This window comes from Cryobacterium sp. Hh38, from assembly GCF_004403235.1.
GTDB classification, from domain to species: Bacteria; Actinomycetota; Actinomycetes; order Actinomycetales; family Microbacteriaceae; genus Cryobacterium; species Cryobacterium levicorallinum.
Map to the genome: position 1 here is coordinate 111,965 of NZ_SOHD01000042.1, position 18,474 is coordinate 130,438.

Below are 18,474 nucleotides of genomic sequence, written 5' to 3' on the forward strand. Positions count from 1 at the left end.
CCCGGTTTATAACTGGGCCCACGGTCGGCGCCCGGGCCCCAAACGTGGGCGGGGTGGCAACTCTCTAAGGGATACTGAAGCTATGACCTCGACTGCCTCGTCCGCTGTGCGATCCGGCTGGTCGGTGCGGGTGCGCATCCTCGCCGCCATTCTCGTCGTAGCCGGCCTCGGCCTGGCCGTCGCGGGCGGCACGGCCTATCTCGTGCAACGCGACCGCGCCCTGCGCGACATCGACGCTCGCCTCGCGACGAGCGTCGAGAGCGTGCGCTTCATCGTCACCGGCGTGCCGACTACCAACCTCAACGAGGTCGAGGCATTGCCGGAGGCGTCCGGCGCGAGCTACCCGTCTACCCGGGAGGCATTGCAAGCGGTCATGGCCCGACTCGTTCCGAGCCCCAACGAGAGCACCCTCGGAATCATCGATGGCGTCCCGGCACTGATCCCCGGCACCGAGTTGTCCTTCCACCTGGAGGATGATGCCGGGTTCATCCTGCGCATTCTCGATGAAGTGGCCGGTGTCAATGTCGTGCGCGGCACTGCCGTCTCCGAACTCGGCAACCTGCGGTATATCGCCGCGCCGGTGACGGTGGAGGCTAGCGGGGAAGCGGGAATTTTCGTCACCGCTTTTGATTTGGACGCCGAGCTCGGAGAGTTGACGAGCGCTTTTCGCATCTATGCGGCCGTCGCGGCTGCGGCGCTCGTGGCGGTCGGGCTGGTCGGATGGTTCGTCGCCGGCCGCCTGCTGCGACCGGTGCGCCAGCTGCAGGCCGCCGCGTCGCGGATCACCGCAACCGACCTGCACGAGCGCATCCCGGTGATCGGCCATGACGACATCTCTGAGCTCACCGGAACGGTCAATGACATGCTCGAGCGTCTTGACGAGTCGCTGACCGCGCAGCGACAGCTGCTCGAGGATGTGCGCCACGAGCTCAAGACTCCGATCACCATCGTGCGCGGCCATCTTGAGCTGCTGGATCCGCGCAATCCCGACGATGTCGCATCCGCTCGGGAAATTGCCCTTGACGAACTCGACCGGATGACCGGACTCATCGACGACATCGAGTCGCTCGCCAACGCCCAGCGCGGCAATCTGCAGCGGGTGCCAACGGATGCCGGCGACCTCACCGAGCAGTTCTTCCTCAAGGTTAGTGCGCTGCCCGACCACGTCTGGATTCTGGCCGAGCGCGCGCACGTTGTCGTGCCGGTCGATCCGGCCCGGCTCACTCAGGCGTTCCTGCAGCTGGCGAACAATGCCGCCAAACACTCAGCTTCCGGCACGACCATCGAGATAGGCAGCACCGAACACGCGGAAGCGGTGGAATTCTGGATCCGCGACAGCGGCCCCGGCATTCCGACGGAGGCCAAGGCCCGCATTTTTGAACGGTTCGGCCGTGTCGATTCCGGGCGTGGTGTCGAAGGTTCCGGCCTCGGGCTGCCGATCGTCGACGCTATCGCGCGGGCGCACGGCGGCTATGTCGACCTGGTGACGTCGCCCGACGGATCCCGGTTCGGCATCCTGGTGCCGCGCCGCGCCGTTGATGTGGTGGCCGCGACATGACCAGCATCCTCATCGCGGAGGACGAGGCTCGAATCGCTCTGTTCGTGAGCAAGGGCCTGAGGGCCGCCGGCTATTCCTCGACCGTGGTCGATGACGGGCTCGACGCCGTGAGCTATGCCCAGTCCGGCACCTTCGACCTGCTACTGCTTGACGTCGGACTGCCGAGCATAGATGGCTTCGAGGTGATGAAACGGATCAGGGCCGAACGGCTGCCGCTGCCGATCATCATGTTGACCGCTCGGTCGACGACCAGCGACATGGTCGCCGGCCTCGATGGTGGTGCCGATGACTATCTCGCGAAACCGTTCAAATTTGATGAGCTGCTGGCGCGCATCCGCTTAAGACTGCGAGATGCCGAACAGAGCTCGCCGACGAGGCTGGCCTATGGGGAGCTCGCCCTCGACCTGCGCACCCGCCGTGCAACGGTGGGGGAGCGCACCGTGGAACTGTCGGCCCGGGAGTTTGCCCTCGCTGAAGAGTTTCTGCGGCACCCCGACCAGGTACTCAGCCGTGAGCAGCTGTTGAGCCGGGTATGGGGTTACGACTTCGATCCAGGTTCCAACGTCGTTGACGTGTACGTGCGATATCTTCGGGCGAAGTTCGGGCCGGAACGCATTGAGACGGTGCGCGGCATGGGATATCGGCTCAAGTAATCCCGCTCGGGGAAGCAGAAAGCCCGAGCGCGGGCCCGGGCTTTCTGCTGCTCGTTGTTCGATCTGAGCCGCGACGCTCTGCTTAGTCGACGGACGCGGGGCTCTGCACCGATGCCGGGCTGGCCGGCGAGGCAACCGAGGCGGCAGACACCGGGCTCGCGACGGACGGTGCGGACACCGGGGTCACGACCGAGACGACTGAAACCACCGAAACGGCTGAGACCGCCGACACGACACTCACGGTGCTCGAGCCGCTCGACGAGTCGTTGCTTGTGTCGTTGCTTGAGTTGTCGGATGAGTTGGACGAGGTGTTGGAGGAGTCATCGCTCGAGAGGGACACCGAGTCGTCGAATGTCGAGACACTCGCCGTGCTGAATGGAATCGCCGTGCTCGTCGAGATGGAGCTCACCGGCTGCACACCGATCGAGCTTCCCGAACTGTCCTCAATCTCGAAGGCGTTCGCTGCGGTCACGGCACCGCCGGCGAGCAATCCGATACCGAGTGCGGATCCGGCGCCCATAGCAATCCAACGCTTCTTGGCTGTCATCTTGGGGTTCATGGTGTCTCCTTGTCGTTGGCGGGTCGAGCCTGTGCTCGTCTGCTGTTACTTCAAGATTCCTGCCCCAGTATGAGAAGCCTCGGAGTCCGGCGTGAGAGGACTCTCATCTTGGTCGAAGGCATCCGCTGGTCTCAGGCTGAGGCGGGGTCGACGACGAGTTCGGTGGCCGCGCCGAGCAATGTCGCGCTGTGTGCACCCGGGGTCAACACGTGCCCAAGCAGGTGGGTTGCCGCGATGTACCGCGCCCGGTTGAGAAACTGCTCGCCGCGGCGAGGCCACCGGCTGCGGGCGCGGGCAGCCAGGACGCGGCAGCCTTCGGCGGATTCGGGATTGGAGTGGTCGTCGTGGTGCAGGGCGCTCACGACCAGGTGCGCGTAGAGCGCAGCGGCATCGTCGGCCGGGTCGCCGAGCCCGGCCGTGTCGATGTCGAGCACGCCGGAGATGCGTGGGGAGTCGAGAGTGTCGGGGTCCAGAAAGATCTGCCCCAGGTGCAGGTCGCCGTGCACGGTGACGGGGGCGGCGGGAATCGCGGCCGCGCGCATCCGTTCTATGGCAGCGCCGAGGGCGGTGATCCTGGGCGATTCGGCCGGCAGCAGAGAACCGGTCCGCTGCACGTACCAGGGCAGGCGTGCTGACAGCGACACTCGTGCTGGGCCGGAACTCTCGATCAGGCCGATTTCTGTTGTGATCCGATCGAGCTCGTCGAGGAAAGGTTCGGGCGAGAATTGCGCGACCACCTGGCTCGCTTCGACACCGTGAACGGACTCCAGGGCGATGAATCCGTCGGCGCTCCAGCCGCGGCTGCGCGGTACCGGAACGCCGGCGGCTCCCCAGAACACGTGGCGAGCATGAAGCGGCCCTGCGGCGGCCGGGCGAACGACTTTGAAATACACCGTGAACTCGGGAGCGACCATACGCACAACGGCGCGTTTTCCTGGCCGATAGGCCGCGATGGTGACGACGAGGCTGCTCGCGTGCAGGCCGAGCCGGGCGAGCAGAACCTGTGCGGCGTCCGGGTAGACCGCCGCGGCCAGGGCCGGCAGCTCGGGATCGTTCGGGTACAGCCAAGCGGCCACGGTATCGCCGGTTTGCTCGTCACGGAAGGCGAGCACGCCGGGCCGGTCACGTTTGGTCGGATTCGATTCGAGGTAGACGGTGTGGGACTCGGTCGTCTGGGTGCCGGGATCCAGCTCGATCGTGTACCCGGCAGTGAAGCCGCGAGCGGTCGTTTCGATGCTGAACCGGTGCAGCCGTACCAGGGTCATTCCGAGCGACTCTGCGACGGCCTCGAGAATCTCCGGCGCCTGTTCCAGCGGACGCGACCCGCCGGGTTCAGTCGTCGTCAACGTCAACGTCAACGTCAACGTCAACGTCAACGTCAACGTCAACGTCAACGTCGTCGTCGTCGTCGTCGTCAACGTCGTCGTCAACGTTGTCTGCGTTGTCTACGTCGTCCACGTTGTCTACGACGTCTACGACGTCAATTTCGTCAACGTCAACGTCGTCGTCGATGGTCTGTGATCCGGCCGGGGGAACAGCGACGGGCGGGGCGACCGGAACATCAGCGGTGGCGGTCGAAGTGGGCGTGGGCGTCGATGCGATTTTGGGCGTGGTATCCGCATCGGTCGTGCTCGAGTCAGAGTCGGTTCCCACGGGATCGATTCGCTGAACCAGCCCGGGCTGGTCGGTGATAGTGAGAGCGGACGTCATCGCGACGGCACCCGCCGATCCGGCGCCGAGGGCGGCCACAATCGCGGCACCGAGCGCCACCTTCCAGAAAGTCTGCATTGTTCTAGTCTGGGGCCTCGACGAAGGTTCTCACGCAGAGCAGCATGAGAGGGTTCTCATCTTGAGTCGGTCGTGACCTCGTGGCTTCCGCAACCGGGCCCAGGATCTACCAGTCGCCCAACTTCCGGGCCCGGGCCCGGGCCCGAGCGCGCGCACGCGGGCGCGGGCGGTGTCGGTGGGGCGGGTTACCCTTGACTCATGGCAGTGTGGGACAACCTAACGGGACAGGCCGACGCAATCGCCATCTTCAGGGCGGCGGCGCAGCGGGTGCCCTCCGCCAGTGACAGCAGCAGCTCCGCCGAGTCCAACTCGATGACGCACGCCTGGCTCATCACCGGGCCACCCGGGTCCGGCCGCTCGAACCTCGCATTCGCCTTCGCCGCAGCCCTGCTCAGCCCGGGCACCCCCGCCGAAGACCTCGCCGCGGCCCGCCAGGTCGCGGCCCGCACCCATCCAGACCTCAGCGTGCTCGCCACCGAGGGTGTCATCATCAAAATGGAATCCGTCAAGGAAGCCGTCGCCCGCTCGCAGTACTCGCCCTCGGTCGGCCGCTACCGCGTCGTCGTGGTCGAAGACGCCGACCGCATGGTCGAGCGCACCTCCAACGTGCTGCTGAAAGCCCTCGAAGAGCCGCCCGAACGCACCGTGTGGATTCTGTGCGCGCCCAGCGAGGCCGACCTGCTCCCCACCATCCGCTCACGCGTACGCACCGTGCGCCTGCGCATGCCAAGCGTCGCCGACGTGGCCGACCTGCTGGTGCGCCGCAACGGTGTCGACCCGGTCATCGCCGAACTCAGCGCCCGCCTCGCCCAGAGCCACATCGGCATGGCCAAGCGGCTCGCCACCAATGCCGACGCCCGGGCCAGACGCGAGGAAACCCTGCGCACGGCCCTCGGCATCCGTTCGGTGTCATCGGCCGTCAACGCTGCCGCGCGGCTGCTTGCCATCGCCGGCGACGACGCCAAGGCCATCACCCTCGAGCTGGATGCCGCCGAGCGCGACGGCATGCTGCGCTCTCTCGGGGTCGAGGCTGGCCAGTCGGTACCGCCGGGGCTGCGCAGCCAGATCAAGGCCCTCGAAGACGACCAGAAGCGTCGGGCCGTGCGCAGCCTGCGCGACGGCATCGACCGCATCCTGGTCGACCTCGCCTCGCTCTACCGTGACGTGATGATGGTGCAGCTGGGCCGGGACCAAGCGGTGATCAATCTCGAGCTGCTCGCCGAACTGCGCACCGCGAGTGCGGCCAGCGCTCCGGCGGCCACCGTCGCCACCATGGACGCGATCGCCGTGGCCCGCCAGCGTATCCAGGGCAACGTCGCGCCCGCGCTCGCGCTCGAGGCGATGCTGGTGTCGGCGATCCGCCGCCCCAAGTGACGTCGAAACCAGTGACGTCGAAACCAGTGACGTCGAAACCAGTGACGTCGAAACCAGTGACACAGCGGCGTCCCCCACAGGGACTCCCAGCCGCTTTCGGTAGCGTGAGCCGCAGCATCCGCTTCAGGAAAGAGGAAATCCGTTGAACCGTAGTATCCGCGCACTGAGCGCCACGGCCGCCGCACTGGCGCTCACGCTTATTTTGAGCGGATGCTCCGCCTGGTTTGCGACGGATGCTGGCCCGGCCGAGTCCACGCCTACCGGCGAACAGGTTGACAGCGACCTCGCCCCGTTCTACAGCCAGGTGCTGCAGTGGGACGGCTGCGGCGACGGCCTGCAGTGTGCGGAGGCGTCCGCCCCGCTCTCCTATGGCGATCCGGCCGCCGGGGAGATCTCGCTCGCCCTCGTGCGCCACGTGGCCACCGGGAACGATCGCATTGGTTCCCTGCTGGTGAACCCCGGCGGACCCGGCGGTTCCGGCTACGATTTTGTCGCGGATTCCCTCGACTACGCCACCGACAAAAAACTGCAGGCGAGCTTCGATATCGTCGGATTCGACCCGCGCGGGGTGGGCCGTTCTTCGGCGGTGTCCTGCTACGACTCCGCCGAGATGGACGAGTACCTGTATGGGCTGACCGAGGCGAAACGCGGCACGGATGCCTGGATCGCGCAGCTTGCAGCTTCGTCCGACGCCTTCGCAGCGGCCTGCGCCGACGAGACCGGTCCGCTCCTCGGCACCGTCGACACGCAGAGCGCCGCCCGTGACCTCGATCTGCTGCGCGCCGCCCTCGGCGATACTGAGCTTAATTTTCTCGGCTACTCCTACGGCACCTTTCTCGGCGCCACCTATGCCGAGCTCTTTCCCGAGAAGGTCGGGCGCTTCGTGCTCGACGGGGCCGTCGACCCGTCGACGAGCAACTTCGAGGTCACCAAGAGCCAGGCGGTGGGCTTTGAAAATGCGCTGCGCGCCTACCTCGCCGACTGTGTGACGGGGGAGGACTGCCCGTTCCGGGGCAGTGTTGACAACGCTCTGACGACAATCGGGGCGCTCATGGCGTCGGTTGACGCGAGCCCGATCACGGCAACGGATGGCCGTCAGCTCGGCGCGAGCGCGCTGCTCACGGCGATCATCTATCCGCTTTATCAGGCCACGGCGTGGCCGCAGCTCAGCGTCATGTTCGACTCCGTCATGCACGGCAGCGCCGACGGCGCCTTTCAGTTCGCCGACGCCTACAACGGCCGGGATGCCGACGGTAACTATTCCGACAACTCGACCGAGTCATTCATGGCCATCAACTGCATCGACTACGCCTACAACGCCGACCCGGCGTCGATGCGCGCCCAGGCCGCCGAACTCGCCGAAGCTGCCCCGGTGATCGGCCCGTACATGAGCTTCGGCGACATCGGGTGCGCCAACTGGCCATACACGTTCACCGGCGAACGCGACGAGATCCACGCGGCGGGCGCGGCGCCGATTCTGGTCGTCGGCACCACCAATGACCCGGCGACCCCTTACGTTTGGGCGCAGCAGCTGGCCGAGCAGCTCGACAGCGGCACCCTGGTGACCTACACCGGTGAAGGTCACACCGCCTACAACAAGTCGAATTCCTGCGTGAATGATGCGGTCGACTCCTATCTCGTCGACGGAATCGTGCCGGCCGCCGACCCGCAGTGCTAACCACTCAAGGGCGTTCGAGCGCTGTGGAACAATTGGGGCATGTCGATCGAAACGGAACAGCCGGGCCTGCGTGAGCGCAAGCGCCTCACCACTCGGCGAGCCATCCAACACGCCGTGCTGACCCTGTCCCGCGAGCGCGGCATTGAGCACGTCACGGTCGAGGACATCAGCCGCCTCGCCAATATCTCGCCGCGCACCTTTTTCAACTATTTCCCTTCGAAAGACGCCGCCCTAATTGGGGACGCGCCCGGAATGGCATCCGCTGAAGATATAGAAATCTTTGTCGCGGCTGGCCCGAGCAGCGACGTGCTCGCCGATCTGGCCCTGCTGCTCGCCAAGAGTCTGCAGCGCACCGAGGCCGACCGGGAGATTCACCAACTGCGCCGCACGATTATGAAGGAGAACGCCTACCTGTTCGGTATGCGCATGGCGACCCTGCGCGACTTCGAGGACCAGCTGCAGCAGATTATCGAGCGCCGTTTCAGAGCGGATGCCCCGGAGCGAGCCGAGGACCCGGCCGAGCTGAATCAGCGGGCCCTGTTGTTCACGCTCGTAGCCGTCGCGGCGATCCGTCATGCCTGGCGGGTCTGGGCGGAAGGCGACGATGTGGCCCCGCTTTCGGAGTGCGTGAACGCCTCATTCGCCGAGGTGTACAGAATCACTCGTAGAAACGACTAGGCTTGGCTGCTGTGTCACCGACTGCTTTTCGAGGTGATCTGGTAACGCCGCCTTAGCTCAGTTGGTAGAGCATCTCACTCGTAATGAGAAGGTCGTCAGTTCGATTCTGACAGGCGGCTCCACTAAATATGCTGGTCAGATAGGGTTTCTGAAACCAGCTCAGCGGTATGTTTCGCCGAATTTGCTGGATTTGCCCACAATTTGCCCACATTTGTTTTAAGTGCGCGGTTATTGAGGGCGTCTGCAACGGCGTCTAAATCGTCTTCGAAGAGGTCGCTGTAGACATCCAAAGTCATCGCTGCTGAGGCATGTCCGAGCATTCGCTGCACCGACAAAACGCTCGCGCCTGACGAAATTGCCAACGACGCCGCGGTATGCCGCAGCGAGTGCGGGGTGATCGCGGGCAGGTTTGGATGACGACGCCTGAGCTCGGTGACGGCCGCAGTGAAGGTACGACGCCGAAAGTTGCCACTTCGGAGTACGTCGCCATCCGGGGAGGTGAACACCAGTTCTTCCCGAGACTTGCCTGCGCACTGGACCTGGAGCATTTCGGTCAAGAACGCCGGAAACGGTACTGACCGTCGCTCGTGGTTCTTCGGGGTGCCCCAGAGGATGGCTCCCGTTGGCTCTGTAACGGCTTCAGCTACGTCCAGGCGTCGGCGTCCCAAGTCGAGCCTTTTGATCTTCAAGGCCGCCATCTCGCCCCATCGGAGGCCCGTATAAGCCAGCAGGTAGATCACTGTCGAAGAGGGCGCGCAGAGCGCGGCCAGCTCATCGACTTGTTCGGGTGTCAGATAGCCCCGGTCGCCTTCAGCGACGCGGGGGAGGCGCACTCCGTCACACGGATTGCGTGGGATGCGGCGATCCCGGACGGCGTATTTCATGACGCCGGACAGCACGACGTGAATCTTGCGCACGCTCGAGGGGGCCAGGGAATCGCTGAGCTCGGTGACCCAAGCCTGCACTGCGGTGTGGGTCACATCGATGAGGGCGACCCGGCCCCATCGGGGAAGAATGTGCTTCTTGAGAATCCACGCATACGCGCCGCGAGTAGTCGGCTTGAGATTTGAGTGGGCGCTCAGCCAGACCTGCGACCAGGCGTTGACGGAGATGCGCGCCAAGGTTGGATCGATCCATTCGCCTTTGTCCTTCGCGACGGAAACACTAGCCAGATACCGCTCAGCTTCACGCTTGCTGGTGAAGCCACGCTTGTCCGTCTGTCGACGGTCCGGCGTTCGATACCGCACCCGATATCGACGTCCGTTCGCCGACTGGTACGCGGAAATTGTTGCCATGAGTTCACCTCGGATTCTCCGCCGAGACTGCGCCCGACTGGTCGGAACTTATCGTTGCTGATCCAATGTTGCATCCAGCCACCGACACTCCGTTGCGGCGGCTAGTCCGCCCAGCCTTCAAGGTCCCAGCCGGCCGAGGCAAGGTAGGACGTGAGCTGGGCGATGCGCTGGACGGCACCCTCGAGGCGATCCTTGGTCGTGTCCCCGGCGTGGTCGCCTCCGCTTGAGTCAATCGCAGCATTGAGTTTAGCTGCCAGACGCCCGCGTTCACGGATCTGTTCGTGGAGTTCGCGCATGGTCGTGCAGCTGGGTGCGTTCGGCGCGGTCGGCGAGGGTGTTCCAGTCGTAGGCGCCGTTGGGCTCACCCGAGATCCAGGCATCGAACTGGACCACAGTCATGTCATCGAAGCTCGAGCTGACGTTGGCGATGTCGAGCCGGACCGATGATGTGGCGATCGGGGCGAGCAGGAAAATCGGCGTAACGCGGAAGGCCTGGGCGATGGTGAGCAGTTGGCTGACGAGAAGGTCGTCTTTTGCGGCCGGCTTCGATATTCTGCACGATCGATTCGGTGACATTGTTACCCGGGATGAGTTCTGCCAGAGCTCTCGCCCAACGGATGCCATGCTGCTTGCGAATCGCTTGAATGCGTTCGCCGATCCCAACCTGCGCCAGATAGTTCGTCACGCGCACAGAGTACAACTCGAGGCCGACACCTCGACGGCTCACACGCGGACGACAGTTATTCGGCCCGGGCTCAGCGGTCTACTTGGCCCATCCTTCGAGGTCCCAGCCCGCGTCGGTGAGATAGCTGCTGAGTTGTTCGATGCGCCGGTTTGCCTCGGCAAGTCGTTCCTGCGTGGTATCCCAGATCGCGGGGTCCGTGCTGACCTCACCCGGCGGCGTAAGTTCTGCCTCGATGGCCAAGTTGGTGGTGAGACGGCGGCGTTCGCTCAGGCTGGCAATGAGCTGGCGCGTGGCCTCGAGCTGCGAGCGTTCCGTGCGTTCGGTGAGGTCGCGCCACCGGTAGGTGCCATTCGTTTCCCCGGAGATCCAGGCATCGAATTCAGCGACGGTCATTCCCTTGAAGGTATCGCTGAGGTTGACCAGGTCGAGCGGGTCATGCGGGCGCCCGATTGGTGCCAGGAGAAAAACCGGTGGAACGCGAAGTGCGTGGGAGATGTTCAGGAGTTGGCTGACCGAGAGGTCCTGTTTGCGGCCGGCTTCGAGGTTTTGCAGGATCGCCTCGGTGACGTTGCCGCCGGGCATGAGGTCGGCGAGGTCCTTGGCGGAGCGGATGCCGTGCCGTTTCCGGATGGCCTGGATCCGCTCGCCAATTCCGGACTGCCTCACAAAACTTGTCATGTCGACACCGTACAGGGATTGACACTTGTCAAACAGTCAAAAACGTTTTATTGTGATCGCAACACGAGATAACGAGTGTCTCGTGTCAACGAAGGGAAGTAGTGATGAGTGAAGAATTCGTTCTCCCGATTGTCGCGGCGGAACTGACGGGCCTAACAGTCGGCGGTCTGGCTCAGCTGCGTTATAACGGACGCGGGCCCCGGTTCTACAAGCCAACCCCGAAGAAGGTTCTTTACAAGAGGTCCGAAATCATCGCCTGGATCGAGGCGAGCGCCCAAGTGCAAACCGGCGAACCCGCCCTCGTGACACGGTGAGGCCGCTCCTCCTGCTGCCAGCGCCGAAACGGCGGGCCGGCGGCAGGCCAAAGAAAAAGCCCCGGGTTGCACCCCGGGGCAAAGATCGAACACCCTCAAAGGATCTGATCTATGACCAGAATACTAAAATTCTGCCATCTCGCAACGCCTCGCACCCGACCCGGTGGGTGAGAGCAGCGTGGGCCTATACGCGGCCAAGGGCGCCGTTCTTGTGGCTGCGCGTTTGGGTCTCGGGCACGCGGCGACCCGGTTGCTGCTGCACATGGCACTGGAAAGCTGGGACGACACCGACAACCCCGGCAATCAACCGCCGCGCCGATACTTCGCATCCCGCGAATCATCGGCGATCGCCCTGGGCTATCTGGCTCCTGACAACGGATCAGAATCGGCACATCATTCGGTCAAGCGGGCGATTGCAGAACTCGTCGCCAGCGGCGCGATCGAGAGAGTCAGCTCCGGCAGTCGAGGCCACAATGCCGAGTTCAATCTGCTCGTCGACAGCGCGAAACCGGGCGGTCACCGACGATACGAAACCAACGTCATTCCGATGCTTCGGCGCGGAGGTTTGGGGGCCGGTGAACGGCCCCCGTAGGGGGCCGTTTAGCGTACCGATAGGGGGCCAGATCTGGCCCTATAGGGGGCCGGTGATCGGCCCCCCTAACAGTACTAACAGGACAAACAAAACATTAACAGTACGCGCGCGCGAAAAACGCCTGTGGATAACTTGCCAAAACGGCCGCCGAATGCCGCCCGATCGCGGCCACAATCGGCGCGCATCGCCACCGCGTGAACACAATTTGTGACCTGTCCGACCGACCACAATAGATCGCTGTGCGCCTACCGTTTCCAGATTCTCAGACGCGGTCGCAGGCTCCCTCACTTCGTCTGAGATTCTGTGCACTCGCGGAGCTCCCGCTCGCTATCGAATTTTCTCGCCGGAAGGCACCAGAAACAGTTGGTCGAAGAACCCAAGGCCAACGACACCCACCGCACGTCAACGCAGCACTCATCGAAGGAGAAGCACTCATGACCACACGCACCATCATCGGCAACCTGGCTCTCGACCCCGAAGTCGTCACTGCCGGCAGCATCCAGATCACCAAGCTGCGCGTCATCGAAAACACCGGCGAATACCGGGGCGGCAAATGGCTCGCCCACGACGCCGCCACAACACATTTCGTGGAAGCCAAGTTCGAGCTCGGCCAGAACGTCGCCGCCACCCTGCACAAGGGCGACCCCGTGATCGTCGTTGGCCGCGAGCACACCGACAGCTGGGGCGACGAGCAAGCACGCCAATACGGCCGCGTCATTGACGCCGACAACGTCGGCCCCGACCTCAACCGGGCCGTCGCCACCGTTCGCCGTAACTCCAAGCCTGACACCGAATAGCCATCCCGGGTGGGCCGCACGCGCGGCCCACCCACACAACCTCGTGAAAGGAGCACCACCATGAACGACCACGACAGCGAATTGATCAGCCGGGCGAACGAGCTCGCCGACATCGCACGCAGCTTGGCGCACGCGACTCGGGCGATCGACCGGCCCTACGACTCGTACCTGCTGCTCGGATGCCTGACCGCCACGCAGCGCTCGCTGGGCCAGGTCTACGACCAGCTCGCCAACTGGCACGGCAACGTCATCGACGGCGTCCAGTGCAACGGTGAAGACGGCTGCGGCGCCGGCTGCGCACCCGGAGTCGCCCGTGCGGAACTCGGCCTCCGCGACGCCGCTCAATTCGCCGGCATCGTCGAGGACGCCCTCCTGCAAGCTCACAACGCCAACAGCGTCGTCCGCTGGTTCGACGGCGTTTAGTCGGATGTCATGGCGTCGAGGAAGGGTTTCCGTATCGGATCACCGACCTTGCCCCTGAGAGGGTGTGCACACCGATAGCTTGGTCGCGTAGGCCAAAGTAGGTTCCCCGACTATTGCGCCTTGGGACGTTTCCCTTGGATGTAGGAGTCAACAGGCGGGCGTGAATCGAGCCAAGGCCAGTCGTCTTCACGTGGGAAGGGCGCTAAGACCTTGAGGATTTTGGGGAGGCCGAGTTCCGTGCGCATGGCATCTCGAAGAACGTGAATGAGGTCGCGTGTCTGAAACCATACGGGGTAATAGTCATCGAAGTTCAGTCTCAACTCGATCGGTGCGGTCACGGCGAGGAGTGCACCAGAGACACGATCCGCGAGATCCACTACTTCGGGCGAGGCAAGTAGTTCGACTTCACCGAGCAGCGGCTGCAAGGAGGTCTCCCACATCCTCGTGTACTCGTATAAGTCGGCGAGGATCAACTCGTCATCTGCGCTGATCGGCCTCGATTCAGTGGGCAGAAATATCCCAATCGTGTCGATCTCCATGTGCAGAGATTCTGACATTGCAAGAAATTTTGCGTACGCAGTTCGTCGATCCGCCAGCCACCGTCTTTCATCTTCGGCGGTCAACCTCCGCCTTTCTGCTCCGCGGCCGAGCAAGCCAGTGAGGAGGGCGCCACCGACACCGCCAGCCAAGGCGAATCCTCCGGCAAGTAGGGCTATTGAAAGATCTAGGTCCACAGGATGAGCGTATACGCCAGTCAATGACGTCAACCCTCGGGCCGTAACGTCTGCCGTTGATCCAGGCGGAGTGAGCCGAGTCGAGGTAGCGACGTTCATGAGGCACTTGGTGGACGGCGTTGAGACCGTACGGAGTCAAACCTAATAGTGGCTGGCAGGTATTCGTTTGCCTATTCACTGGCAGCGAATAGGTAAACGAATAGGTATGGGGTCTCTTTCCCTGCCCCACCGCCGCCCCCTCGCTGCGCTTACTTCCCAACCTCCCACACCCATCGTTCCTCAGTGTGTAGGAGGTTGGGAAGTAAAGGGGTGGTGGTGGGACAGGGAAAGAGAAGAAAAGAGTAGAAGAAAAAAACAGAGGTACAAAACACAAAAGAAGAAAACTGAAAAGAAAAAAAGAGGGAGAACAAGAAGAGAAGACAGAGAAGAAGTGAAAAAAGTGACGAGAAAAGCTAGGGAAAGCCGGCAGAAAATGTGGGAGCCGACGGCAGGAAGTAGGAAGCAATTGGGTAAGAAAAACGACGAGCAGAAGCGGTGAGGTCGATGAGTTGAAGTGGACGATGTGCGGTGTGGCATGCGGGGCTGTGTCGGTGGCTGGGTGCAGAATCGTGTTGGAAAGCTGAAACGTTGTCAGTTCGGAGGCTGAGTGATGGTGCAGGTGACGGAGCGCGACGAGGCACTTTTGGCGTGGTTGGACGTTGTTCGGCTCGCCGATATGGACGCCGTGCGGTGGGCGTTGGGCGCCCTGTCGGGTGCTGGTGAACCGGTGTCATTGCGCCGGGCGCAGCAGTGGGCGGCGCGGATGATCGGGACTGGATTGCTGGACCGGGGCCGGGTGGCGTATCGGGACGGGTCGATAGTGTGGGCCACGTATCTGGCGATTGGGAAGCCGGCGCCGAATCTGTTTCGGCAGACGACCCGGCATGAGGTAGCGGTCGCGACAGTGTCGGCGCGCTATCTGGCGCAGGGGTTCACGTGGCGGCGGGATCGCAAACCGAACAGCGTGCGCGAGCATCAGGCCGATGGGGTGGCCGAGCGTGACGGGGTTGTCGAGTTGGTGGAGGTGGAGTTGACGCCGAAGACGTGGCAGTGGTATCAGTCGATTTGTCAGAGCCACGCGTATCGCTTGGCGCATGAGGGGATTGATCGGATCGCGTATTTCTGCACGGCGGACGCTGATCGGGCGGTGACGCGGGAGGCTGACAAGCACCTGGTCCGCACCGACCGTCCCCGTTTCGTTTCCCAACACTCCCTCGACGCACGCGGGTACTGGACCGGCGACGAGCTGGGCGCCGGCGCCCACGCGACTGCACACGGAAGAGCCACCCTTTTGGTCGAGCTCGAGAGCACCAGCGAGTGGGGCGAATCCACGCAGGTCCACGCATGAGCGACACGGCCGCTCCGATAGAGACGGACGCCACCAGCGACACGATCGCGCGGCTGCTCGGCGCCGCGTTCGCGGTCGTCATGGTCTTGATTGCGTTGCCGCTGGTCGTGCCGGTCGTGGTGAGCCGGATTGCCGGCGACGTTATCGCGACGAAGACCCGGTTCTGGGTGGTGTGGCGGTGGCAGTGGACAGTCAACACCGTCGGCATCCTCCTCGTAGCCGCGCTCCTCACGTGGGAGGCAATCCTGCTGGCGGACTGGATCCGTTCGGGGGCCGCGACCGAGTTCTTTGACGACGCTGAGTGGTGGGCGCAGCTTTGGCCGATGTTTGGTCTTTGGGTGGTGGCGAATTTCTTTGCCGGTGTGCTGTTGCTGCCGGCAGCGTGGTCGTTGCGGCGGCGGAAGATCGCCGAGCAGGTGCGGTCCCGGCGAGTATCGAACGTGGTGCGGCAGGAGAAGATTGAGACCGCACGCAAACGTGCCGCCGACAGCAGCGTGGCCCGCCGCATCGGCGTGCGCCTCGAAGCCGAGACAGGCCGCATCGTCGGCACCACTCGCCAAGCGGTCACCGTACCGCTGGCTGTGGGAGATCAGCGGCAGGCGTTCGGGGTGACGAGCCGGGTGACAGTTCGGACCCTTGCTGACCGCTTCTATGACATGCGCCGCGTGCGCGACTGGGTCGATGCCACCGGCAAATATCTGGTGCTGCCGCCGACGGCATCGTCGGTGCGGGCACTGATCATCGCTGAGTCCGGCAGCGGCAAAACCGTCCTGATCAACGGACTCGTGCTGTGTGCATTGGAATACGGGTGGCCCGTGTTCGTTATAGACGCGAAAGGTGACCCGGCTGACGCCGAGAATCTGGTCGCCGTGGCGCAGACTTACGGCCGGACGGCGACAACCGGCGGTACGTGGAACCTGTTCAACGGCACCGGCGACCAGATCACGGCGAAGCTGATGCGACTGATGCCTGTCCCTGATGGTGCCAACCAGCATTATCTCGATGAGATTCGTGGGGTGCTGCAAATGGTGCAAGGCAGGTCTCCGCTGCGCAGCATCGCCGACCTGCGCGAGCGGCTGACGTATCCAGCCCGGTTCGTTGACGACACAGACGACCTGCCGCTGATCAACAAGCGTGTGGAGCGAGACGGGTCGACCGCGGGAGCACGGGCGTTGCAGAGCCTGCTTGTGGCGCTGCGGCCGATGCAACGCTGGATCGGCCAGGACGGCTGGTCTTACAACGCGCCGAAAGCTGACGTGACGGTCATTCCGCTGTCGCCGGTTGACGATGCTCAGGCGCGGCTGGGTGATCTGCTCCTGCTGGACTTGCGGAACTTTCTCGCCTCCCGGTTGGAGCGGCGCGACAAGTCCCCGGTGGTCGTCATCGTTGACGAGTTCCCCCAGCTGGTGACGGGTGCGCAGGACCCGGGCGATACCGCGGGGAGTTTGTTTGAGACGGCGCGCAGCGCCGGCGTCGGCCTAGTCCTCGCGACGCAGAGCCCGGCCGGTCTGTCTAACGATGAGGTCCGCCGGCGCCGTGCACTCACGAGTGGCGCGGCGCTGATCTTTGGCCGGTCCAAAGACCCGGAAGAGGTGGTGAAATATGCCGGGACGGTGATGCGGATGGAATCCGCCGGCCGCGCCACCGGCGAAGAGCTCGGCAGCGCCCGCGCCCAACACACCTACGTCATCCCTCCGCAAGACGTGCGGGAAGCCGCGGACGGAGCGTTCTGGATCGTGCAGGGCGGCGCGATCGCTCCGTTCCGAGCACTGCCCAACCGGCAACTGCAGACACCAGCATCCGCGCCGCTCACGCCGGTGTTGGTGCCGGCTGATGTCGAGCGTGGTCGTGACGAGGAGGTCGTGCGGCTCGACGTCGTCGAAATGGATGAATCCGGGAGCGCCGCCTGACCGATGCGGGCGGCGCTCCCGCCAGGGTCAGAGTCGGTCGGCGTCGTCAATGGTGGCGACAAGTTGGGCGCCGAACTGACGGATGAGCCGGTCGCATCCCGCGTTAGACACGGTCGAAGTCCTCCCGGGCACGGCGCCGCACGGTCGGCCGAGTGCGATGGCGGTCTCCGCGGTGTGGAGGTGCCCGGACTCGTGCTCCGCTTCGACAATGATGGTCTTGGTTGTGAGCGCCGCGAGGAGTCGGTTGCCACGTTGGAACCGCCACGCCGAGGACATTTGTCCCGGTGGAATTTCACTCACGACAACACCGCGCGTCGCGACCCCGTCGACCAGCTCCACGTTTTCCGCAGGGCAAGTGTCGTCCATGCCCATGGGGAGAACAACCACGTTGCGGCCCGCGAATGCCCGACCGGTGGAGAGGACGGCAGCGTCGATGCCGCGAGCGGCGCCGGAGGCAATTGCCCAGCCGCGCTCGATCAGGCCGGAGGCCAGGTCCACACATACGTGCCTGCCGTACGGGGTCGCAAACTGCGTGCCCGTCAACGCCACGCTCGGCGCGCTCAGAAGTGCAGCGTCCCCGCGCACCCAGAGAGCAAAAGGTCCTGTCTCTCCGAGATTGGCAACGGACGCCGGCCAGTTCGGGTGTGATGGCGTGAGCAACTCGTACCCGCCTGCGACGGTGAGGCGGATCGTGTCGACGACCCGGCCAACCGAGTACCGAGGCAAGACTGATGCTCGCAGCTGCGCGAGGGTCCCGTCTTGGCTGGCCGCAGTATCGCCGTTGAGGTTGAGGAGGGCGTTCAGGGCTGCTTCGGCCCCATACCGTGCGATGAGTGCGCCGACGTGGGGGTCGCCGGGTTCGGCGATGGTGGCCCAGGCGGTGCGTGCGATGGTGTCGTGGCTGATGGGACTGCTCACGGTGGTGTCGGTGCTGATGGTCTCGATAACCGCAGCGATGGTCATGATGGTGGCTCCCTCTCCTGGACCGAATATTTTGTTTGCCTTCCGGCGAGAGAAATCGATAGCGAGCGGGAGAGCTGTAGTGCCCAGAATCTCAGGCGAAATAAGGGAGCCTGCGACCGCGTCTGAGAATCTGGGAACGCAAGCGCGAAGCGAGCTACGATGACCGGCCGGAAAGGTCAAACAAGCCCGTGAAAAACAGGCCGCGGATGCGGCTCAAAATATGAGGTTCGCAGCGGCGCCAGCCGCTTCCAAATAGGTCCTTGCGCGGTCCGGCGATTACCGCCCGCCGGCAGCGAGGTTGAACAACCAAGCGCACTGGGCGGTCGTTGTGGCCGAGATTTTTGAAGGTATTTTTTGTCTTCTGGGGGTGTGTCACCACCAATGTCAGAGGTGAGCATTACTCTCGAC

22 protein-coding genes and 1 tRNA gene are annotated in these 18,474 nt (G+C 63.9%); 13 read left to right on the forward strand and 10 right to left on the reverse strand.

Translation table 11 applies throughout. The annotated features are described in order from the left end of the window. Positions 1 to 82: 82 nt before the first annotated feature. Entirely contained in the window at positions 83 to 1,558 is a 1,476-nt protein-coding gene (locus E3T41_RS14640) for a cell wall metabolism sensor histidine kinase WalK (protein WP_104133358.1), read from the forward strand. Then, complete coding sequence (locus E3T41_RS14645; RefSeq protein WP_092449756.1) at positions 1,555 to 2,211, forward strand: response regulator transcription factor; 657 nt, start codon at positions 1,555 to 1,557, stop codon at positions 2,209 to 2,211. Before E3T41_RS14640 ends, E3T41_RS14645 begins: the two co-directional genes overlap by 4 nt. An 82-nt stretch (positions 2,212 to 2,293) precedes the next feature. Here the strand turns inward: E3T41_RS14645 and E3T41_RS14650 are convergent, their stop codons facing one another. The 3 genes from E3T41_RS14650 to E3T41_RS14660 form a co-directional block, all read right to left on the reverse strand. After that, positions 2,294 to 2,770, reverse strand: coding sequence for a hypothetical protein (locus E3T41_RS14650; protein ID WP_092449758.1), 477 nt, complete (start codon positions 2,768 to 2,770; stop codon positions 2,294 to 2,296). Positions 2,771 to 2,901: 131 nt separating this feature from the next. Beyond that, positions 2,902 to 4,116, reverse strand: a complete 1,215-nt coding sequence (locus E3T41_RS14655) for a phosphotransferase family protein (protein WP_166791581.1) — start codon at positions 4,114 to 4,116, stop codon at positions 2,902 to 2,904. Further along, complete coding sequence (locus tag E3T41_RS14660; protein WP_134479236.1) at positions 4,103 to 4,558, reverse strand: hypothetical protein; 456 nt, start codon at positions 4,556 to 4,558, stop codon at positions 4,103 to 4,105. The genes E3T41_RS14655 and E3T41_RS14660 overlap by 14 nt, the downstream gene beginning before the upstream one ends. 198 nt (positions 4,559 to 4,756) lie before the next feature. Here E3T41_RS14660 and E3T41_RS14665 point away from each other — a divergent pair, with 198 nt between their 5' ends. The 4 genes from E3T41_RS14665 (at position 4,757) to E3T41_RS14680 (ending at position 8,410) form a co-directional block, all read left to right on the forward strand. Continuing rightward, positions 4,757 to 5,932 carry a DNA polymerase III subunit delta' gene (locus tag E3T41_RS14665; RefSeq protein ID WP_134479237.1) on the forward strand — a complete coding sequence of 392 codons (1,176 nt, stop codon included), beginning with the start codon at positions 4,757 to 4,759 and terminating at the stop codon, positions 5,930 to 5,932. Positions 5,933 to 6,074: 142 nt separating this feature from the next. Beyond that, positions 6,075 to 7,610: an alpha/beta hydrolase gene (locus E3T41_RS14670; protein ID WP_134479238.1), complete on the forward strand. Its 1,536-nt coding sequence runs from the start codon at positions 6,075 to 6,077 to the stop codon at positions 7,608 to 7,610. A gap of 39 nt (positions 7,611 to 7,649) precedes the next feature. Further along, on the forward strand, positions 7,650 to 8,288 hold the full coding sequence (locus tag E3T41_RS14675; protein ID WP_134479239.1) for a TetR/AcrR family transcriptional regulator: 639 nt from the start codon (positions 7,650 to 7,652) through the stop codon (positions 8,286 to 8,288). 46 nt (positions 8,289 to 8,334) lie between these two features. Then, positions 8,335 to 8,410: transfer RNA gene (locus E3T41_RS14680), tRNA-Thr, on the forward strand. On the opposite strand, the gene E3T41_RS14685 is transcribed toward E3T41_RS14680, so the two are convergent. The 5 genes from E3T41_RS14685 to E3T41_RS14700 form a co-directional block, all read right to left on the reverse strand. Next, on the reverse strand, positions 8,411 to 9,583 hold the full coding sequence (locus tag E3T41_RS14685) for a tyrosine-type recombinase/integrase (protein ID WP_134479240.1): 1,173 nt from the start codon (positions 9,581 to 9,583) through the stop codon (positions 8,411 to 8,413). A 101-nt stretch (positions 9,584 to 9,684) separates the two neighbouring features. Further along, positions 9,685 to 9,879 (reverse strand): hypothetical protein, encoded by a 195-nt coding sequence (locus E3T41_RS14690; RefSeq protein WP_134479241.1) that lies wholly within the window; start codon positions 9,877 to 9,879, stop codon positions 9,685 to 9,687. Next, a complete protein-coding gene (locus E3T41_RS18790; RefSeq protein WP_255455293.1) occupies positions 9,851 to 9,982 on the reverse strand; it encodes a hypothetical protein in 132 nt (43 codons plus the stop codon). The genes E3T41_RS14690 and E3T41_RS18790 overlap by 29 nt, the downstream gene beginning before the upstream one ends. A 1-nt stretch (position 9,983) precedes the next feature. Continuing rightward, positions 9,984 to 10,268: a helix-turn-helix transcriptional regulator gene (locus E3T41_RS18000; protein ID WP_166790331.1), complete on the reverse strand. Its 285-nt coding sequence runs from the start codon at positions 10,266 to 10,268 to the stop codon at positions 9,984 to 9,986. A 78-nt stretch (positions 10,269 to 10,346) separates the two neighbouring features. Next, positions 10,347 to 10,946: a helix-turn-helix domain-containing protein gene (locus E3T41_RS14700; protein WP_134479243.1), complete on the reverse strand. Its 600-nt coding sequence runs from the start codon at positions 10,944 to 10,946 to the stop codon at positions 10,347 to 10,349. A 104-nt stretch (positions 10,947 to 11,050) separates the two neighbouring features. Here E3T41_RS14700 and E3T41_RS14705 point away from each other — a divergent pair, with 104 nt between their 5' ends. The 4 genes from E3T41_RS14705 to E3T41_RS14720 all read left to right on the forward strand — a co-directional run bounded on the left by E3T41_RS14705 (position 11,051) and on the right by E3T41_RS14720 (position 13,072). After that, complete coding sequence (locus E3T41_RS14705) at positions 11,051 to 11,260, forward strand: AlpA family transcriptional regulator (protein ID WP_104193240.1); 210 nt, start codon at positions 11,051 to 11,053, stop codon at positions 11,258 to 11,260. Between the two features lie 262 nt (positions 11,261 to 11,522). Beyond that, positions 11,523 to 11,852: a hypothetical protein gene (locus E3T41_RS14710; RefSeq protein WP_166791582.1), complete on the forward strand. Its 330-nt coding sequence runs from the start codon at positions 11,523 to 11,525 to the stop codon at positions 11,850 to 11,852. A 434-nt stretch (positions 11,853 to 12,286) separates the two neighbouring features. Beyond that, on the forward strand, positions 12,287 to 12,649 hold the full coding sequence (locus E3T41_RS14715) for a single-stranded DNA-binding protein (RefSeq protein ID WP_104193238.1): 363 nt from the start codon (positions 12,287 to 12,289) through the stop codon (positions 12,647 to 12,649). A gap of 60 nt (positions 12,650 to 12,709) precedes the next feature. Beyond that, positions 12,710 to 13,072: a hypothetical protein gene (locus E3T41_RS14720; RefSeq protein ID WP_104193237.1), complete on the forward strand. Its 363-nt coding sequence runs from the start codon at positions 12,710 to 12,712 to the stop codon at positions 13,070 to 13,072. A 110-nt stretch (positions 13,073 to 13,182) separates the two neighbouring features. On the opposite strand, the gene E3T41_RS14725 is transcribed toward E3T41_RS14720, so the two are convergent. After that, entirely contained in the window at positions 13,183 to 13,611 is a 429-nt protein-coding gene (locus E3T41_RS14725) for a hypothetical protein (RefSeq protein WP_104193236.1), read from the reverse strand. A 400-nt stretch (positions 13,612 to 14,011) separates the two neighbouring features. Here E3T41_RS14725 and E3T41_RS18005 point away from each other — a divergent pair, with 400 nt between their 5' ends. From E3T41_RS18005 to E3T41_RS14735, 3 genes are all read left to right on the forward strand, one after another. Next, positions 14,012 to 14,344, forward strand: a complete 333-nt coding sequence (locus tag E3T41_RS18005) for a hypothetical protein (protein ID WP_166790332.1) — start codon at positions 14,012 to 14,014, stop codon at positions 14,342 to 14,344. Positions 14,345 to 14,452: 108 nt separating this feature from the next. Continuing rightward, a complete protein-coding gene (locus E3T41_RS14730; RefSeq protein ID WP_134479245.1) occupies positions 14,453 to 15,193 on the forward strand; it encodes a hypothetical protein in 741 nt (246 codons plus the stop codon). Continuing rightward, a complete protein-coding gene (locus E3T41_RS14735; RefSeq protein ID WP_134479246.1) occupies positions 15,190 to 17,103 on the forward strand; it encodes a hypothetical protein in 1,914 nt (637 codons plus the stop codon). The genes E3T41_RS14730 and E3T41_RS14735 overlap by 4 nt, the downstream gene beginning before the upstream one ends. Positions 17,104 to 17,130: 27 nt before the next feature. Here E3T41_RS14735 and E3T41_RS14740 read toward each other — a convergent pair whose 3' ends face one another. Beyond that, a complete protein-coding gene (locus tag E3T41_RS14740) occupies positions 17,131 to 18,066 on the reverse strand; it encodes a DNA-processing protein DprA (RefSeq protein WP_104193232.1) in 936 nt (311 codons plus the stop codon). Between the last annotated feature and the right edge of the window lie 408 nt (positions 18,067 to 18,474).